We start from the raw sequence: 16416 nt of genomic DNA, 5'->3' as shown, positions 1-16416 counted from the left end.
ATTATCTTTAAAGCTTAGTAACCCATTGTTTTAACGTATCCATACCCTGGTAAGCAGTCATATCAACAGACAATGGTGTAACAGAACACCGCTGATTGGCAATTGCATGAAAATCAGTGCCTGGGCCTGCATCCTGCTCTTGTCCCGGTGGTCCGTACCAGTAAATGTCACGACCATGAGGATCCTGACTTTTTATCATAGATTCTGCGCGATGGCGGCGGCCTTGTCGGGTAACTTCGATTCCCTGCAATTGTTCGTACGGTACATCAGGTACATTTATATTCAGTATCTGATCAGCAGGCAAGGGGTGGGCAGACAAATGTTGAATTATTTCACTCGCTACTCTGGCAGCGGTTTTGTAGTGCGTGCCATTTCTGGCGGCAAGTGAAACCGCGACTGCAGGTAATCCCATATAACGTCCTTCTGTCGCTGCGGCTACCGTACCAGAATACACCACATCATCCCCCAGATTGGCGCCGTGATTAATTCCGGACACCACTAACTGCGGGTCTTCTTGCAAAAAACTATTTATCCCCAAATGCACGCAATCTGAGGGCGTACCATTAATGGCATAAAATCCATTGTCCATTTTGCTCATTCGCAACGGATTCGTCAGGGATAATGCATTGCTGAAACCGCTACAGTTTCTGTCGGGTGCTATAACAGTAACATCGCTAAACTCTTTTAATGCGTGATAGAGAGTATGCAAACCCTCAGCATGCACACCATCATCATTACTCAGCAGTATTTTCATTATGTTCATTCCTTGATTGTGTGCTTATTGGCGTTGTAATTACACATTCTCGCAATACTGATGTGGCGTAGCAACCAGATGAAAGCTCAAATTCTATTTTCGCCTGCTCATTATTAATCGACCAACTCATATTCTGTGGTTGCAGATGGATCGCTCTGCGTTCCTGTTTTAAACCCAGAGCTTCAAGTTGACTTGATACAGATTGAAATTGTCGTGCTAAGTTCGATTCAAGTTCGTATATCTCACCCGCAGACGCTAAGGTTCCGGTTCCCCACATGGGGGCCGAAATCTGAATGTCATTACACAACAGTCTGTTTTTGATCGTGACATCTTCATGTTTATATTTAAAAAAACTGTTATTGCCGCTTAGAATCATAAGATCACCCTCAACCGGGCTATTGTATAACTCTTTTGCGATACGCTGGCTTACAAATTCATTAAATAACCAGCTGCGCATTGCTGAAATGCACATAGACCGTTTATTACGGTTGCGTATCGTTTCACCTTCGATCATTTTTTGTGCTAACGACAAATTGCTATTGTTATTTCCAAAACGTTGCTCACCAAAATAGTTTGGAACCCCGTGTTGCTTAACGTATTTTAATGCGGACTCAAGTTCTTCCGGTGCGCTTATGTTTCTTAAAGTAATCGTAAATCGATTGCCTTTTAATGAGCCTGTACGCAGTTTTTTATTGTGGCGTCTTGCCGATAAAATTTTCACTCCCTCAAGGGAGAATTTCTGCCATTCGTATTGTTTATTACCTGGTGAATGAATACCAAAGTACTGGTAGGTAAGGGCGAATTTATCTTTGCGACCGGCATAGGTAACTGCACGTAAAGGAAGCTTGCAAAACCTGGCAAGTTGTTCCGCAACAAAGGCTGTATTTAAATTTTCTTTTTCAAGCCATAAATAGATATGTTCCCCTTCGCCGCTTAGTTCATAGCTTGGGATCTCGGTTACCTGGAAATCTGATGGAGTCGATTTAAGTACTGCTGAGCAGTGGGGCGGATGTCCACGCAAATAGCACCAATGGTTAGTGGTAAATGCCTGCATATTATTGGGTCAACTGCTTTTCTAATAACACAACTGCGTGACAGGCTATGCCTTCCTTGCGTCCGGTAAAACCAAGCTTTTCAGTTGTTGTTGCTTTTACATTTATTTGGCCGATCTCTGATTGCAGGGTCTGGCTGATGACATCGCGCATTTGATTTATATGCAGAGCCATTTTGGGAGCCTGGGCAATAATGGTGACATCCAGATTTCCCAGCTTGTATTGTCGCTCTTTTACCAGAGAATAAACATGCTGCAATAATTTACGGCTGTCGGCACCTGAATATGCGCTATCTGTATCGGGAAAGTGATGACCAATATCACCTAAAGCTAATGCTCCTAATAAAGCATCACAAATTGCATGTAACGCCACATCACCATCTGAATGAGCAAGCAAACCGTGCTCGTAATCAATTTTAACGCCACCCATAGTAATTGGACCTGGGCCTCCAAACTTGTGCACGTCATAACCATGTCCAATGCGAATATTCACAAATAGGTCCTGTTTTGCTGGTTAATATAAAACTCTGCCAAAGCTAAATCTTCCGGATGGGTGATTTTTATATTGGAATAGCAACCTTCAACTAATTTGACTGTTCCACCCATTTGTTCAATGGCAGAAGCTTCATCTGTTACTGCTATACCTGCTTGCTGACAGCTATGTAACGCTGTTAACAGCTGCTGTTTTGGGAAAAACTGTGGCGTTTGTGCATGCCATAAGTTTTCACGACAAACTGTCTGCTTAATAACATGTTGACTATCTCCCCGTTTCATCGTGTCACGAACCGGGGCGGCCAGAATGCCACCAGTATTATCTTTACTTAATTTTAATAAGTTAGTTATATCATCCAGCTTAACGCACGGCCGGGCTGCATCATGCACTAATATCCAGTCAGCATGATTAGTGGCCAGAATCCCAGCCATGACAGAATCACTTCGCTCGTCCCCTCCTGGCACTGTGGTTATCCAGTCAGCATCAGCAATATCTAGTGTTGAAAACAGCATATCATCAGGATGCAGCACCACATAAATATGGGCAATATTGCTATGGCTGATGAGTTGATTGAGAGTGTGTTCAAGTACAGTTTGACCATGTAATTTAAGATATTGCTTGGGAATCTCAGATTGCATGCGTTTGCCAATGCCGGCCGCAGGCACTACAACAGCAATTGATGACATTTAGTTGTTATTTTCCATTGGTAAGATGCGGTAAAAAGTTTCATCTTTTTTTATCAGGCCCAGCTCATTGCGTGCACGTTCTTCTATGGCTTCCAGACCAATTTTTAAATCATGGATATCGGCTTTTAGTAAACTGTTGCGCTGTTTCATATTGGCATTTTGTTGCATTTGTTGCTCAACTTCCTGCCGCATCTGGCGGTAATCCAATATACTGTTTTTGCCAAACCATAAGCGGTATTGGAGCGCACACAGCAGAATAAGCAAAACGGCTGATAACCATTTCATTGCAGTTGCGCTCCTTAAATCTGTCGGTAAAAGATGAGAGTAATTATGCCGTGTGTATAGCGTTAGGCAACCGATTCTTGCCAATAAAAATGCTTACTGGGTGTTAAAAGTCTGTAATTTGGCTCATTTGTCAGTGATTTTAGAGCTGAACGATTGCTATTTGTGCGACAATGTTGTCAAAATCACCGTTATTTGTAGAAATACACTTTTGATAAGGTGCTGATGTACTTACGCCAAATTGTCTTTATTTTACTGATGTTGTGCGCGTTTTTGACGCAGGCCGGAGCAGTGAAAGTTATCGCTACGCCAGAGTACCCCTTTACATTTATAAATGAGCAAGGACAGATTGATGGTTTTGCGGTGGCATTAGCGCAGCAAATACAAAAACGCATACCCGGTCAGGATGTGCCAGTAGATAGCTACCCGTGGGCAAGATTAATTAAAGTATTAAGTGAGGAGCCTGATGTTGTTGGTTTAGCGGTGGCTCGTACACCTGAGCGTGAAGAAAATTTTTACTGGATAACGCCGGTTGCCCGCAGCATTCATGGCTTGTATGCGTTGAAACAGAATCACGTATTACTTGAGGACATGTCACAGGTTAAGAATATTGGCCCGATAGGGGTATTACGAGGGGACTTCCGTGAAACTATTTTGCGTCAGGCCGGAGCTACCGAACTCGTTTTATATAATAATTGGCAACAAGTGGTGGAAGCACTGCTAAAAGGCCGGGTCAATGCCATTTTTACGTCGTCTTCCGGTATCCATTATCTGTGTCCCCCAACCCGGTTTGAGTGTAAGGCAGTTGAAAATATTTATATTTATAAGGTTGTTACTACTTATATTGCCATGTCAAAAAACGGTACAGATATCAGTACGGTAGAGCAATGGCGAGAGGCGGCTGCACAGTTTAAACATGACAGACAGTTTGTGTTAATGAGCAAAAGGTGGGTAGAACAATATCGCCGTGACAAAAATATGCAGCTTTATTTGGATAATGGTGCAATTAATATCTGGCCGGATCCTCACCAACCCATATCAAAAAACACCAATTCCCCTTAAGCCCAGACACAAAAAAAGCGCCATACAGGCGCTTTTTCTGGAAACTTTTTGCTTAAGCAATAGCTTTGATCTGTGCAGACAAACGGCTCTTGTGACGAGCAGCTTTGTTTTTATGGATCAAACCTTTGTTAGCATAGCGGTCAAGAATCGCTTGAACAGTGTTAAACGCTTCTTGAGCAGTCGCTTTGTCGCCCGCTTTGATTGCAGCAAATACCTTTTTCAGGTAAGTACGCATCATAGAACGACGGCTTGCATTGTGCTGGCGACGCTTTTCCGCTTGAATCGCGCGTTTCTTAGCAGACTTGATGTTAGCCAAGGTGGAACTCCCAAAAAAATTCTAGTCAAAATTAAGGACGCGAAGTTTGCCTGCTTCGTCACCAGTTGTCAAATTCTTTTACCAGTATGTCGGCAATTGTTTACCTTCATTTGAAATTTCTTTATGTTGGAATTAATTGCCAAACAATTTGTTTTTAAGTTTTTCCTTTAACTTATCTTTTTCTTTATCTAATAAGTTGTTTAGTTTGGTTTTTAATAATTGTTCCAGTTGTGATTCCGCTGACTCGGCATCACTGTCCCGTGACAGCCATTGTTGCCAGTCTTGTTGCTGGGATGCCTGTCCTTGCTGAGATTTATCATCCAGTAACGCAGATACTTTATTTAATTTTTGTTTAATGTTGTCAGGTAAAATGCTGGCGGTGTTGGCCGCAAGTTGTTTATCCAGATCTGACGTCAGCGATACATCCGGATTTATAACATCACCCCGTAGTGTTGCATTGATCGTTAGCGTATTAAGTGAGTTGAGGGCATTGGCAATAATATTGGTAATGTTATTCTGTCCGCTCGCCTCTATCGAAAGCTGGTCAAGTTTAATGGTGGTATTACCATCCAGCTTACCTTTAGTAACATTTAACTGACCATTGGAGGTTAATTTTCCCTTATTCAACAGGGCGGTTAGCTTTTCTTGGGATGAAAGCGTTTCTGCTGGCAATGATAATTGCGTTATTTGCCAATTTTGCCAGGCATCTAATTCACCACCGAGCAATTTAAATTGACCATGAACAGATAAGTTTTCCCACAAATCAGAGTGAGAGGCCGTTGCGTCAAAGAGTGTGGGACGGCCTAATCTAGCGTGGTCCGTTGTTATATCAGTAACATTGACTTTAACGCGTTGATTTTTAAAAGTGATATCGATATCTGACTTTTTAATTAAAAACTGCGGCATGTCACTGCTACCGTCAAAAGCAAACCAGCGTCCTTGATCTTCACGTTGCTGCTTTTGTTCCTGCTGTTTTTTTTCCAGTAACGGGCCGACTAATTCGATCGCTGTCATTACTGGTTTGCGCCAACGGTGGGCCGTATCACCAAAGATCATTTCTGTCGCATCGGCATAGGCGTCAAGGTTGCCTGTTACCATTCCTTTTATCAGGGCATAATCCTGATCTTTTGCTTGTTTTAACTGATTAATATCTTGATTAAGCTGAGCTTTAGTTTGTTCAACCTGATTACGGAAATCTGAGAATTTTTGTTTATCTTGCTTAATCTCCGTTTTTAACTGATTAAATTCTGCAGTCGCTTTAGCAAGCTCCTGCGTATTTTTAAAATCAGTTTCACTCAGGGATTTAATACGTTGCTGGTACTGTTTGAGTTTTTCTTTGTCTGGCAGCGTTTTATATTGCTGTTTTAACTCAGTCTGATTTTGTTCAAAACGTTGTTGAAGCGTCTTAACAGCATCATCTGTTTTTAGTGGAGCTTTAGCCAGGAGTGCAGCTGCATCCATCTCTTTGCTGCGGTTATCTTCATCGGGAGGCAGCTCATTATGACTGGTTTTGGCAGAACGATATACCTCACCTTTTTTATCTCTGTTCTGATTGAACATGACGCCGGTAGCGGTTAAATCATCAATAATGATACGGTTATACAATAGGTCGGTGAAGGATATATGGGCGCCCAACTGCGCAATTTGCACACTGTTATTTTCGGGTTGGGCTGCATCAGTCAACTGAATATCGGATAAGCTTATCCCCAGAGGGGAAAAGGAGTGTTCAACATTGGCAATATTGACTTCCGCACCTGTGATGTTACTGACGCTTTTACTCACTGACCAGCTTATCCAGCTATCAAGAAACAGTTCTGTTACTGCTGCGATTAATGCACAGATAGCGATAAATATAATCAGGCCCTGCCATCTCAGAAAACGAATCATTTTAGTCTCCTAACGCCTGATATAACCGATAAACTTTACTGGCCTTGAAGACCTGCATAATTTTTAGCTTGTGAACCCAGCGCATAAACCGCTCTCTGTATTGAATAACCAGTTGTTTTGAGAGCAATAAACACACAGGGGTAAGTAACAACGAGATTAATAAACTGCCCAATGTAATGGAGTGGTTAAGCTGTGATAAAAGCCCCAACGGCAGGTTAAACAAACTACTCCAGAAGGTTGCAAGGTCCGGGTTCGATAATAATTCCGAGCCCACTTTGTCGAATAACCCGCCAAATATCCAGCCAATAAGTGAGAAAAAAGACACACTAACGATAAATCCACTGAGATTGATACGTAACATTAAAACAATTAACAGTATGAGCAGATTATGTAGTCGCCAGAAAGGGGTTAAACCAACAATTAAGCCTAACGTGATCGCGATAGCAATTTGCCAGGGGCTGGCTTCTGAATTAAGTAATTTTAAAAACTTTGCCAGTAAATTCACGTTAACTCCTTCAAATTCAGATGCATGCTCAACATATTTAATTAGAGCTTAAGTTATTTGTTCGAGTACTTCATTAGAACCTATGTATCCACCTAATCCCAGTAATATCAATCCTGATGTTTTGTCCAGTTTACTTCCCACCTGTCGATGACGATTCAGATAACGTCCGAGTTCTCCGGATAATGTGGCCACCAGCAGGTCACTAACAAAAGCGAGCAAGGCATAAACTGAGCCTAAAATCATCAGTTGCATAGTTACAGAGCCATTAGCTGGCTCAACAAATTGGGGCAGAAAAGCAATAAAAAATAAGGCGGTCTTGGGGTTGGTCAGTTCCACGATAATACTCTGGCGAAAAACCGCGGCATGTGACTTATATTTTGTAACCGGTGACGTTGTTGTAGATGCTGGTGTGCGCCAATATTGAATACCCAGATAAACCAGGTAGATGGCGCCACCTAGCTTTAAAATTACGTAAGCGATAGGGAAATACTTAAACAGTGCGGCCATCCCTAATGCAGTAGCGATAACATATATAATCGAGCCAATCGCTAAACCCGATGCCGCAGCGTAACCAGAACTGCGCCCCTGATTGATACTACGTGCCATAATGTACAGGTTAGATGGTCCAGGGGATAAACTCAGCAATAGTGCAGCCAGTGAAAATGCCAGTAATGTGTCCAGTCCAACCATTTTTCGCTCCTTCTTATTCTGACCACGCTATTGTGTTAATTGATTTATTTAATTTTCTATCCCTCAACTATTTTGATAATCGACCGGGTTACATCCAGTTATCGCTGCGGCGTTTGCGTTTAGGTATATAGGTGAGAATGATACCCAGAATAACACCACCAAAAGCCACGATACCACCACGTGTAAACCACTCTTTTTGCGATGACTGGTCTTGCACTTGCTGTTGCTTCTGCAACAGTTTATACGTGTCATTCAGGGTGTCATAGCGTTGCTGAAGCTGCTGATTGCTCATGGTTAAATCACTGATCTGCTGATTTAAATCCGTGATGCGCTGGTCGGTGTTTTGTAATGCTAATTGTGCTTCGTTGAGCTGTTTTACGGTTTCCGGCAGTATTTCGCGCATGCTGCGTTTATCGGTTACGTTACTATCAACAACCCAGCCGGTTCGATTACGTTCATCCTGTATTTCGGCAAAGCCTTTTTCGTCATCGGTTTGCAACAAAATGACCTTACTACCAGCATCAATAGTGCCAATGATTCTGAATTCACGCCCGGGGCCAGCATGCATAAAAATAGTCAGGTCATCTTTTATATACTTTGATTCACCTTGCAATCCATTAGCGTCATTAGGAGGTGTGGAATCCTGTGCAAAAAGTGGCAGGCTGAATACACATAAACTCAGGAGTAAAATTCGTTTTAGCATGGTGAATGTTGTGACCTCATGTTCTTTATTTTTGATGGTAGGGAGTCTGCAATTGAATGACAAGTGAAAATCAGCAGTAAACCTCTCTTTTATCATACACACTAACAAAAGGGATGATAGTGGATGAGTGTTCAATTGATTGAATAAAAAACAATCTGTACTTATATAGGCAGTTAATTTCGGCAAATTTGCGCCAAGATATTGATTGCGTGCAGATTATCATCGGGTTAAGGTGTGGCTTTACGGGTTACAACTGCATAAAAAATAAGCATGGACACAGAAATAGAACTAAAAATATTAGTTCCAGCCGATGCCAATCAGATTATCGTTTCTTCATACCTACCGACACTTCAAGCCAACATCGAACATAAAAGTCTGACGTTGTATAACAGCTATTACGACACTGCCGATAATGCGCTGCGGAAACTTGATATGGGCTTTCGGGTACGTGGCTGCAATGGCGAGTTTGAACAGACAATTAAAACTGCAGGTCAGTCTGTTGCTGGTTTACATCAGCGCCCTGAATACAATGTAAATTTACCTGATAACCAACCTCAACTTCATTTATTTGATCCTGCATTGTGGCCCGGTGACATGAATGTTGAACAGTTACAGGAAGAACTGGAAGTTGTGTTTACCACGCATTTCCAGCGTGAGGCCTATCTGATTGGATTTGAAAATGGCAATCAGATTGAGCTGGTGTTTGATCTTGGCAAAGTCAGCGCCGGCAGTCATGAACAAAGCATTTGTGAAATTGAACTGGAGTTAAAAGCCGGTGATGCGCAGTGTCTATTTGATATTGCTGAGCAGTTATTTCAATTAATGCCTTGCCGGTTAGGTTTTCAAAGTAAAGCGGCCAGAGGCTACATGTTGGCTAAAGGTCTGGAATTGAACCCGCTGGATAATTCCAAAAGTGTCAATTTATCGCAGCAGGATAATGTAGAGCAGGCGTTTATTAAGTCTGTCAGCTTTGTGCTTAATTGGTGGCAACATCATGAACAATGTTATGTCAGCACCAAAAATGAAGCTGCGCTATTGGGCATTCAAACCGCCATTCGCATGCTGGGGCAGGTGCTACGCATGTATCAGCCGTTGTTGGGTTTGTCAGAATTGCAAAGTTTGATTCATAAATCAGATGCAATTGAAAAAAAATGGCAGTGGGTGACTGAGTTTTACGGTCTGGTAACCCTCTCTTCTGAGCGAGGCTCTTTCCGTAAACTTCATGAAAAAAATGACCAGTTGTTAAGCTTTCTCAATGGACGTGCCCAAGGGATGCTTTTGTCACATCAACCTATGTGTTTGATTGATAATGAAAATGCCGCCAGACTTCAGCTGGCCTTGTTGAAACTGTTGACCAGTAAACCATGGTTACAAACCTCAGACCAATGGCATCAGCCGATTAAAGCGGTATGTCGTCAGGTGTTATCAGATGGCCTCTATCAGGTTAGTCAGCTAATGACAGGAGGGAGTCCATTTGATGCAGAACAGTATAAAGAGTCCGAGGCATTATTGCGTAACGTGCTGTTCAATGGCGTGTTTTTTGCCAATTTATTTGCCGATAATGGACGCGAACAGTTCCGTGCCCCGTGGTTAGATATTCTGGATGGTATTGAAGAGTTGCAGATGTTATCGCAGCTACAACATGAAATTCGTCGCAGTGATCTGGAAGAAAAAGATGAACTTGTGACCTGGGTGCAGGATAAAACTGCACGCCTGTTATCTATAATGGAACAAAGTCGTGGAGCTGCTCTTGATATGCAGCCCTACTGGGAAGATTGAATAGAGCCAGTTATGGATTTACCTCATTGCCGTCAAATGAGGCTGCAATTTCATCCAGTTCTGACGCTGTTCTGTCAAAATCAAGTTGTTGGTAAGTGTAACTAATAAGCACACTGGTGTTTCCTCGATATAATTTTACGCTTGCCAACTCTAACTTACTACCGCGTAGCGTGTTGATAAAACGGTTGGCTATTTGAGCCGTGGGAAATTCGAAGGCGATTTGGTTATTCATAGATAAAGCAGATTCCAGTTAAAAATGCTCAGGATTAAATGCCTGTTGTATTATTTGGTGGGTGAAATTCTTTTTCAGATAAAAACCACGTGGTCGGGTTTTTATTATTTTTCCCTGTTGTCCAATCGCGTCAGTTAAGGCGCTGCCATTCGCTGCTTTGGGTCTGAGTTGCAGCGCTTCTCCTTGTCTGGCTGTAATAGATTCAATTTGTCCCAGTGCAATTTTTTCCATAATTTCTTCCCAGTCCTGACGCAATATAGCTAGTTGTTCAGAAGATGGTTGCCATAAAAATGCACTACCAATTTGTCGTGCTGCAGGTGGAATGGCGCGGTCACCCTGAATAGGCACCCACAAAACCTGCGATAATTTGTTGCGAATATTGCTGGATTCCCAGTCGAGCTGAGAAATACCTGTCAGATGGGTATAACACACATAGGTGGTTTCTAAAGGAAAGCCGGTATTATCGACAGGGATACTTTTAAGTTCTACTCCAAGGTCTGGAAAATCTTGCTGTGGTTTAGAGCCAGCCTCTGCACCCAACCATAATTCGAGTAACTGTCCGCTCCAACCTTTATGACGCTGAAAGCTTGAAGGAATCGCAATATTGGCAAGTTCTGCCAATTCACCCAAAGTAAAACCTGCCAGAGCCTGAGCACGGTCTAGCAGTTCATTTAAGCTTGCAGGTGGAGAGGATGGTGGATGCATATCTGAATTAAAACAATATCGATGCTGTTATTGTGCCAGAAATAGTTCAAAAGCATTAGCCTTAACCGGAAAAATTTGGTCACAAAGCTGCAATAAAAGCTACTGGTAAGGGTGGGCATTCTGTGGAACAATGGACAAAATTAGAATTAGTGTGCCGGGAGTCTAAGTGATTGATGCTGAAGGATTCCGCGCGAATGTTGGGATAGTAATTTGCAATCGGCAGGGCCAGGTTTTTTGGGCTAAGCGATACGGCCAACATTCATGGCAGTTTCCACAAGGCGGAATTGATCAAGGGGAAACTGCAGAACAAACTATGTACCGAGAGCTCAACGAAGAGGTTGGCTTAAAGCCGGAAGACGTAGATATTCTCGCGGTAAGTAAAAACTGGGTGCGGTATAAATTACCAAAACGCCTTATTCGCAAAGGCACAAATCCAGTATGTATTGGCCAGAAGCAGCGCTGGTTTTTATTGCAACTCAAATGCCCGGATGAAGAGGTCAATGTGTTGCATACAAATCATCCTGAGTTTGATGGCTGGCGATGGGTTAGCTACTGGTACCCGGTGCGTAATGTTGTGTCTTTTAAACGCGATGTATATCGTCGTGTTATGAAGGAATTTGCCACCGTTGCGCTGGCAACACAATATAAGCGTTCTCATCATACCCCAAAGCGCCGGCGTAAAACTTCATGTTAAGTACATTGAAAAATCTGGTTCAGGAAATGAACCAGGTGGTCGACTTTGATGATGCTTTATCATTACTGGTGGTTCGCCTTAAGGAAGTAACAGGGGTTGACTGTTGCTCGGTTTATCTGGCGAATCATCAGCTTCAGCATTTTCAGTTAAAGGCCACTGAAGGGTTATCTAAAAGTGCAATTGGTAAAGTCACTATTGGTTTTTCGGAAGGTTTGATTGGATTAATAGGTCAGCGTGAAGAACCGATAAATATCGAAGATGCGCATTTACATCCGCGCTTTAAACAATACCCTGAGGTAAAAGAAGAAAAATATCATGCCTTTTTGGGTACACCGATTATTCATCAGCGCAAGGTGCTTGGCGTTATTACGCTACAGCAAAAAGCCACCCGTTTATTTAATGAAGACGAAGAAGCCCTTCTCGTCACGATCGCAGCGCAAATTGCACTTGAAATAGTTCATGCACAGGCACGTGGTGCCATGGATGTGCGTGATGATGCACATCGCAGCAAATGGCAATCTACACTTCATGGTGTTCCTGGTTCTGAAGGTATCGCAATCGGAACCGGATATGTTGCTAACCGTACTACAACGTTGGCAAATCAGGCATTAAAACAAGTGCACAATCCTGAACCTGAAATCGAAAGGTATCGGGATGCGGTTATTCAAACTCGTGCCGAAGTGCAGGATATGGCTGATCGAATGCTTGGTAATTTACCAGAAGATGTACATGCGATATTTGATATGTATATGCATTTGCTTGATGCAGCCAGTCTTGGACTGGAGGTTGAAGATAAAATTCGCGCTGGTTGGAGTGCCATATCCGGGTTGAAAATGGTGGTAGAACACTATGTTAATACGTTTCGTAATATGCAGGATAGTTACATGCGCGAACGGGCGGTTGATGTAGAGGACCTGGGTAATAAAATCCTTGGACAAATGCTGCAGTCTCAGGAAACTGAGCAACGTTTGCCCGAACGTACCATTCTAATAGCCGAAGAAATAACCGCTTCTATGTTGGCTGAATATCCTCCTCAGGTGCTCGCTGGCATTGTGTCAATGCGTGGTTCACAAAACTCTCATGCAGCGATAATGGCAAGAGCAATGGGATTGCCCTCAGTCATGGGATTAACCGATGTGCCGGTTTCTATGTTAAGTGAGCAGGACTTAATTCTGGATGGGTATTCCGGAGCGATTATTGTATCGCCGGATGAAAATATTTTATCTGAATATCAGCAGCTTGCAGATGAAGAATTGGAACTGTTTGAGCATTTGCAGGGGTTATCTGAACTGCCTAATGCCAGTCTTGATGAATGTGATGTCAAATTATTAATTAACGCAGGTTTGTCGATAGAGCTGGAAAATACTCATAGTTCAGATGATGACGGTGTAGGGTTATATCGTACAGAAGTGCCTTTTATGATGCGTGAACGATTTCCATCAGAAAAGGAACAGGTAGAGCTTTATCGTAGCATGTTGATGGTTGATCCCAATAAAACCATTACTATGCGCACACTTGATGTTGGTGGGGATAAACCCTTGCCTTATTTACCAATAACGGAAGAAAATCCGTTTCTTGGCTGGCGTGGTATTCGTTTGACGCTTGATCATCCGGAAATTTTTCTGGTGCAGGTTCGTGCGATGCTTAAAGCCAGTCTTGGGCTGACTAATCTTAAAATTATGTTGCCCATGGTGAGTTCAGTTAATGAGGTGGACGAAGCATTTCGCTTAGTACGTCAGGCATTTTTTGAAGTGTCAGAGGAAACCCGTGACTCTGGTCAGACTCTGGCGATGCCGCAGCTGGGGGTCATGCTGGAAGTACCTGCTGTGTTGTATCAAATTCCACAATTGGCCAGTCGGGTAGATTTCTTTTCTATCGGCAGTAACGATTTAACTCAGTACCTGTTAGCAATAGATCGCAACAACGCTCGCGTATCTGCACTGTACGACAGTTATCACCCGGCGGTGTTGCGTGCACTGAAGTTTATTATCGATCAGGCCAGTCGACTGGAAAAGCCCGTCACTCTGTGTGGCGAAATGGCTGGTGAACCGGGTGGGGCATTATTGCTTTTTGGCATGGGTTACCGCCAGTTGAGTATGAACCGTCATAGTTTGTTAAAAATAAAATGGGTAATCCGCTCTGTGACCAGCAGTGAAGCTGAGGCTTTGGTGGATGAGTTATTACAAATGAATACACCGGAAGAAGTACGTGAGGCGCTTAATCTCAAACTCGAAATATTGGGATTAGGTGGATTGGTCCGGGCTGGTAAATAGTGTTGTGGGGACGCATATTTCCGATGATATGTGCAGCTAGATAAACGGGATAATGCGTTGTTTGAATTAAGTCATTTTATCATTATTTGTGCCGCAATTGGTGCGGTTGTGGGTGTGTTAGCTGGATTATTAGGTATTGGTGGGGGTGTGGTTATTGTGCCCGCACTTGTTTATATCATCCCACACTTTGTGGAAATGGATCCGCAGTTGGTCATGCCATTAGCGATCGGTACATCATTATCCACCATTATTTTAACTTCCAGTTCATCAGCATTAAATCACTATAAACGTGGCCAGTTGGATAAAACATTGTTATTCAGTGTGGCATTGGGTGTGGCACTTGGGGCGTTACTCGGTTCAAGTATTGCGACCAGTATTCCCGGGTATGTACTAAAGGCAAGCTTTGGTAGTTTGTTGGTATTAATTGCACTGCAGATGGCGTTTTATTCCAATCGTTCTTCTAATTCCACTCATAGCCCTTATAAGTTATTTGGAGTTGGAACCCTGACAGGCACCATTTCATCGATTATGGGCATAGGAGGGGGCGCAATAATGGTGCCTTCGTTAGTGTGGTATCAAGTCAAAATGACCACTGCTATTGCTTGTGCTGCCTTATGTGGCATGGTCATCGCAATATTTGGTACCCTGGGATATATTGTGCACGGTTTGGGGGTGACAGGGCTGCCATCAGCCAGTATTGGTTTTGTATACTGGCCAGCAACATTGTGCATCGTATGCACATCAGTTTTTACCACTCGTTTCGGGGTGAAGCTCGCTTATTCATTACCGACCAAAAAATTAAAAAAATATTTTGCTGTATTTCTGCTGTTGGTGGGGATACGGATGATTTTAGGATAGCGTTATATGCAACAGTATTTTGTTTTCCCACAGATTGATCCTGTTATTGTTCATTTGGGGCCAATAAGCCTTAGGTGGTATGGATTGATGTACCTTATCGGTTTTGTTGCAGCCTGGTTTTTAGCCAAGAAAAGGCTGCCACGTACTCAATGGAATCAGGATCAGTTAAGTGATTTATTATTTTACGGTTTTCTTGGTGTGATTTTGGGTGGTCGCATCGGATATGTGTTTTTCTACCAACTTGATTATTTTATACAGGATCCACTGTATTTATTTAAGATTTGGACAGGGGGAATGTCATTCCACGGCGGTTTGATCGGTGTGCTTGTGGCCCTGGTTTATTTTGCCCGAAAAACGCAATCGTCATTTTTGCAAGTGGGAGATTTTGTTGCGCCGTTAATTCCTATTGGTTTAGGTGCGGGTCGTATTGGTAATTTTATTAATGGTGAACTGTGGGGACGGGCTACAGATGTGCCATGGGCTATGGTTTTTCCAAATGCCGGTGGTGTACCTCGGCATCCATCACAACTGTATGAGTTTTTATTAGAAGGCGTCGTCTTATTTAGCTTGCTGTGGTGGTTTTCTGCAACGCCTCGTAAACGAGGCGCTGTAGGCGGTTTATTCCTGTTAGGTTATGGCTGTTTCCGTGTCATTATCGAATTTTTCCGTGAACCAGATGCACAAATGCAGGGCATATATGCGGGGTTACTGACTCAAGGTCAGATGTTGTCTGTCCCAATGATAGTGGCTGGATTGTATTTGATGTTGCGTTCTGCTCCAGTAGAAGGGAAGAATAAATGAAACAGTATTTAGACCTCTGTCAGCGAATCGTTGATGAAGGCGTATGGGTCGAAAATAAGCGTACGGGACTACGTTGTCTGACTGTTGTTAATGCTGATCTTGAATACGATGTCGGAGGCAATCAGTTTCCTTTAATTACGACGCGCAAAAGTTTTTATAAAGCTGCTATTGCAGAGTTGCTAGGTTATTTACGCGGATATGACAGTGCAGAACAGTTTCGTTCTATAGGTTGTAATACCTGGAACGCCAATGCCAATGAAAACCAGGCGTGGCTGGACAACCCACATCGCAAAGGTGAGGATGATATGGGGCGGGTCTATGGGGTGCAAGGACGTCGTTGGTTACGTCCTGATGGTACGACGCTCGATCAGTTAAAGAAGGTGGTACACAATCTTAAACAAGGTATTGATGACCGCGGTGAAATTATTACCTTTTATAATCCTGGTGAGTTTGAACTCGGTTGTTTAAGACCTTGCATGCATACCCATACGTTTTCATTACTGGGTGATACATTGTATTTAACCAGTTATCAGCGTTCCTGTGATGTACCACTTTTATTACCCCACTATGATTATGCACAGTACGAAAATAACTATCTTTTTTTAGACCTTTTTTCAATTATTTAGTGATATTGAAAATTTGCAC

The 16416-nt window shown here is 42.8% G+C and carries 19 protein-coding genes; 7 read left to right on the top strand and 12 right to left on the bottom strand.

The features are described from left to right. Positions 1-7: 7 nt before the first annotated feature. From surE to ftsB, 5 genes are read right to left on the bottom strand one after another with little or no spacing between them, the layout of a single operon-like run. A complete protein-coding gene (surE, locus tag H8B19_RS10510; RefSeq protein ID WP_186506841.1) occupies positions 8-754 on the bottom strand; it encodes a 5'/3'-nucleotidase SurE in 747 nt (248 codons plus the stop codon). Beyond that, positions 735-1808: a tRNA pseudouridine(13) synthase TruD gene (gene truD, locus H8B19_RS10505; protein WP_186506840.1), complete on the bottom strand. Its 1074-nt coding sequence runs from the start codon at positions 1806-1808 to the stop codon at positions 735-737. The genes surE and truD overlap by 20 nt, the downstream gene beginning before the upstream one ends. 1 nt (position 1809) lies before the next feature. Beyond that, positions 1810-2292 carry a 2-C-methyl-D-erythritol 2,4-cyclodiphosphate synthase gene (gene ispF, locus H8B19_RS10500; protein ID WP_186506990.1) on the bottom strand — a complete coding sequence of 161 codons (483 nt, stop codon included), beginning with the start codon at positions 2290-2292 and terminating at the stop codon, positions 1810-1812. Positions 2293-2294: 2 nt separating this feature from the next. Continuing rightward, complete coding sequence (ispD, locus tag H8B19_RS10495; RefSeq protein WP_186506839.1) at positions 2295-2984, bottom strand: 2-C-methyl-D-erythritol 4-phosphate cytidylyltransferase; 690 nt, start codon at positions 2982-2984, stop codon at positions 2295-2297. Then, on the bottom strand, positions 2985-3269 hold the full coding sequence (ftsB, locus tag H8B19_RS10490) for a cell division protein FtsB (RefSeq protein ID WP_186506838.1): 285 nt from the start codon (positions 3267-3269) through the stop codon (positions 2985-2987). A gap of 222 nt (positions 3270-3491) precedes the next feature. On the opposite strand from ftsB, the gene H8B19_RS10485 reads away from it, so the two are divergent. Then, entirely contained in the window at positions 3492-4328 is an 837-nt protein-coding gene (locus H8B19_RS10485; protein WP_186506837.1) for a substrate-binding periplasmic protein, read from the top strand. 52 nt (positions 4329-4380) lie between these two features. On the opposite strand, the gene rpsT is transcribed toward H8B19_RS10485, so the two are convergent. The 5 genes from rpsT to H8B19_RS10460 all read right to left on the bottom strand — a co-directional run bounded on the left by rpsT (position 4381) and on the right by H8B19_RS10460 (position 8429). Then, entirely contained in the window at positions 4381-4644 is a 264-nt protein-coding gene (gene rpsT, locus H8B19_RS10480; RefSeq protein ID WP_186506836.1) for a 30S ribosomal protein S20, read from the bottom strand. Between the two features lie 132 nt (positions 4645-4776). Beyond that, entirely contained in the window at positions 4777-6531 is a 1755-nt protein-coding gene (locus H8B19_RS10475; protein WP_186506835.1) for a TIGR03545 family protein, read from the bottom strand. 1 nt (position 6532) lies between these two features. After that, a complete protein-coding gene (locus H8B19_RS10470) occupies positions 6533-7036 on the bottom strand; it encodes a TIGR03546 family protein (RefSeq protein ID WP_186506834.1) in 504 nt (167 codons plus the stop codon). 48 nt (positions 7037-7084) lie between these two features. Continuing rightward, a complete protein-coding gene (locus H8B19_RS10465; RefSeq protein WP_186506833.1) occupies positions 7085-7726 on the bottom strand; it encodes a LysE family translocator in 642 nt (213 codons plus the stop codon). Positions 7727-7814: 88 nt separating this feature from the next. Beyond that, positions 7815-8429 (bottom strand): TIGR04211 family SH3 domain-containing protein, encoded by a 615-nt coding sequence (locus H8B19_RS10460; RefSeq protein WP_186506832.1) that lies wholly within the window; start codon positions 8427-8429, stop codon positions 7815-7817. Between the two features lie 270 nt (positions 8430-8699). Here H8B19_RS10460 and H8B19_RS10455 point away from each other — a divergent pair, with 270 nt between their 5' ends. After that, positions 8700-10208, top strand: coding sequence for a CYTH domain-containing protein (locus H8B19_RS10455; RefSeq protein ID WP_186506831.1), 1509 nt, complete (start codon positions 8700-8702; stop codon positions 10206-10208). A gap of 10 nt (positions 10209-10218) precedes the next feature. Here H8B19_RS10455 and H8B19_RS10450 read toward each other — a convergent pair whose 3' ends face one another. Beyond that, positions 10219-10440, bottom strand: a complete 222-nt coding sequence (locus H8B19_RS10450; RefSeq protein WP_186506830.1) for a hypothetical protein — start codon at positions 10438-10440, stop codon at positions 10219-10221. 18 nt (positions 10441-10458) lie between these two features. Continuing rightward, positions 10459-11145 carry a DNA mismatch repair endonuclease MutH gene (mutH, locus tag H8B19_RS10445; protein ID WP_186506829.1) on the bottom strand — a complete coding sequence of 229 codons (687 nt, stop codon included), beginning with the start codon at positions 11143-11145 and terminating at the stop codon, positions 10459-10461. 166 nt (positions 11146-11311) lie between these two features. Between mutH and rppH the strand changes: the two genes are divergently transcribed. The 5 genes from rppH to H8B19_RS10420 are packed head-to-tail and all read left to right on the top strand — an operon-like array spanning position 11312 to position 16397. After that, entirely contained in the window at positions 11312-11839 is a 528-nt protein-coding gene (rppH, locus tag H8B19_RS10440; RefSeq protein WP_186506828.1) for an RNA pyrophosphohydrolase, read from the top strand. Further along, entirely contained in the window at positions 11833-14112 is a 2280-nt protein-coding gene (gene ptsP, locus H8B19_RS10435; protein WP_186506827.1) for a phosphoenolpyruvate--protein phosphotransferase, read from the top strand. The genes rppH and ptsP overlap by 7 nt, the downstream gene beginning before the upstream one ends. A gap of 57 nt (positions 14113-14169) precedes the next feature. Then, entirely contained in the window at positions 14170-14970 is an 801-nt protein-coding gene (locus H8B19_RS10430) for a sulfite exporter TauE/SafE family protein (protein WP_186506826.1), read from the top strand. A 6-nt stretch (positions 14971-14976) separates the two neighbouring features. After that, positions 14977-15771 (top strand): prolipoprotein diacylglyceryl transferase, encoded by a 795-nt coding sequence (lgt, locus tag H8B19_RS10425; RefSeq protein ID WP_186506825.1) that lies wholly within the window; start codon positions 14977-14979, stop codon positions 15769-15771. Beyond that, a complete protein-coding gene (locus tag H8B19_RS10420) occupies positions 15768-16397 on the top strand; it encodes a thymidylate synthase (protein ID WP_277816402.1) in 630 nt (209 codons plus the stop codon). The genes lgt and H8B19_RS10420 overlap by 4 nt, the downstream gene beginning before the upstream one ends. Positions 16398-16416 lie beyond the last annotated feature (19 nt).

This window comes from Neptunicella marina, assembly GCF_014270035.1.
GTDB lineage: Bacteria > Pseudomonadota > Gammaproteobacteria > Enterobacterales > Alteromonadaceae > Neptunicella > Neptunicella marina.
This window is presented reverse-complemented; position numbering and strand designations above follow the sequence as displayed.

Coding starts and splice junctions, on each gene's coding strand:
- surE (WP_186506841.1), bottom strand. CDS start 754: ATGAAAATACTGCTGAGTAATGATGATGGTGTGCATGCTGAGGGTTTG.
- truD (WP_186506840.1), bottom strand. CDS start 1,808: ATGCAGGCATTTACCACTAACCATTGGTGCTATTTGCGTGGACATCCG.
- ispD (WP_186506839.1), bottom strand. CDS start 2,984: ATGTCATCAATTGCTGTTGTAGTGCCTGCGGCCGGCATTGGCAAACGC.
- ftsB (WP_186506838.1), bottom strand. CDS start 3,269: ATGAAATGGTTATCAGCCGTTTTGCTTATTCTGCTGTGTGCGCTCCAA.
- H8B19_RS10485 (WP_186506837.1), top strand. CDS start 3,492: ATGTACTTACGCCAAATTGTCTTTATTTTACTGATGTTGTGCGCGTTT.
- H8B19_RS10475 (WP_186506835.1), bottom strand. CDS start 6,531: ATGATTCGTTTTCTGAGATGGCAGGGCCTGATTATATTTATCGCTATC.
- H8B19_RS10465 (WP_186506833.1), bottom strand. CDS start 7,726: ATGGTTGGACTGGACACATTACTGGCATTTTCACTGGCTGCACTATTG.
- H8B19_RS10460 (WP_186506832.1), bottom strand. CDS start 8,429: ATGCTAAAACGAATTTTACTCCTGAGTTTATGTGTATTCAGCCTGCCA.
- H8B19_RS10455 (WP_186506831.1), top strand. CDS start 8,700: ATGGACACAGAAATAGAACTAAAAATATTAGTTCCAGCCGATGCCAAT.
- H8B19_RS10450 (WP_186506830.1), bottom strand. CDS start 10,440: ATGAATAACCAAATCGCCTTCGAATTTCCCACGGCTCAAATAGCCAAC.
- mutH (WP_186506829.1), bottom strand. CDS start 11,145: ATGCATCCACCATCCTCTCCACCTGCAAGCTTAAATGAACTGCTAGAC.
- ptsP (WP_186506827.1), top strand. CDS start 11,833: ATGTTAAGTACATTGAAAAATCTGGTTCAGGAAATGAACCAGGTGGTC.
- lgt (WP_186506825.1), top strand. CDS start 14,977: ATGCAACAGTATTTTGTTTTCCCACAGATTGATCCTGTTATTGTTCAT.
- H8B19_RS10420 (WP_277816402.1), top strand. CDS start 15,768: ATGAAACAGTATTTAGACCTCTGTCAGCGAATCGTTGATGAAGGCGTA.